This window comes from Azospirillum griseum, from assembly GCF_003966125.1.
Lineage (GTDB): Bacteria > Pseudomonadota > Alphaproteobacteria > Azospirillales > Azospirillaceae > Azospirillum > Azospirillum griseum.
Window position 1 is genome coordinate 2,145 of sequence record NZ_RXMA01000032.1, and the last position, 1,482, is coordinate 3,626.

General features: G+C 69.2%; 1 protein-coding gene. It reads left to right on the forward strand.

Annotated features, from left to right (window positions below; genetic code table 11):
• Positions 1–1,482 (forward strand): DEAD/DEAH box helicase (locus EJ903_RS27065; protein WP_246015859.1); only part of this gene is annotated, 1,482 nt, incomplete at both ends.

A 1,482-nucleotide genomic window follows, 5' to 3' on the forward strand; every position in this document is an offset into this window, starting at 1 on the left:
TGGCCTGCCATTGCCGACGCGCCCCGCCACCCCGACGCAGACGGAAACCCGCCGCGTGACGCCGCGCCCGCTGTTGCGTCTGGGGCAAGCGACCCGGCCCTACACGCCCTACGCCTATGGCATGACCGTGTCGGATACGGTCGCGGTGGCGGCGTTGGGCTTTGACTATGGTGGGCAACGCGTTGGTCTGGTGGAGGAGACGGGGCCGCTGCAATGGATGGAGAACGGGGTTCTCGTCACCGCGCCGCGCCAGCCCAAGGCGGAGGCCGCCGCGTCCGCACGGCTGCGCCAAGCGGGCTTTGTCCTGAACGAGACGCCGCTCACCATCGGACGTGGGCAGAGCGTGCGGCGGGGCCTGTTCGTGTCGCCGACCGACCCGACCGGCGAGTTTGACGAGACGAGCCATTGGCTGAATGTCTGCCTCGAGCTTTTGCCGGACCTGCGCGCCGAGGGGTGGGGAATCGAGATCGACGCCGATTTCCCCTACCAGATCCTCGAAGCGCCGCAGAACTGGACGATGGAGGTTGGCGAGGGGACGGGAATCGATTGGTTCGGCCTGTCGCTTGGTATCGAGGTGGGCGGGGAGCGGGTCGATCTGCTGCCGGTTCTGCGCTCCCTCATCGGGGTTTTGGGCCGTTTGGGGGAGGATGAGTTTGCCGATGACGGAACGGAAACGGCGCTCGACGCGCTGGCCCCCGACGGGGTGCTGTTCGTTCGGGTCGGCAAGGATCGTTTCCTGCCGCTGAACGTCGAGCGGTTGCGCCCGATGCTGGGCGTGCTGATGGAGCTGTTCGGGCTGCAAGCCCCGGGCGCGGATGGCGGTCCGTTGCGGATCGGGCGGGCCCATCTGGGCGATCTGGCCGCGTTGGAAGAGGCGGCGACCGCCGCCGGGGTGCCGTTGCTGGGGGCCGACGCCGTGCGCGGCATGGCGCGCAGCCTGCGCGAGGCGGGCGGGGTGCCGGTGGCGCCCCTTCCCGACGGCTTGCGCGCCACGCTGCGCCCCTACCAGCGATTGGGGGTGAGTTGGCTGCAATTTCTGGCCGCGCACGGGTTCGGCGGGCTTCTGGCCGACGACATGGGGCTGGGCAAGACGGTGCAGGCGTTGGCCCATCTTCTGATCGAGAAGGAATCCGGGCGGATGGACCGCCCCTGTCTGCTGATCGCCCCGACCAGCGTGTTGGGCAACTGGCGCAGCGAGGCGGCGCGCTTCGCCCCCGATCTGCGCACGCTGGTCCTGCACGGCCCGCAGCGCAAGGCGGCGCACGGCGATCTGGCCGGGTATGATCTGGTCGTCACCTCCTACGCCCTGTTGCCGCGCGACCGCGCGGTGCTGGAGGCGCAGCCCTGGCATCTGGCGATCTTTGACGAAGCCCAGTATCTGAAAAACCCGACATCGCAGGCGACCAAGGCGACCCAGGCGTTGGAGGCGCGGCAACGGTTGTGCCTGACCGGCACGCCGGTGGAAAACAATCTGGACGAGCT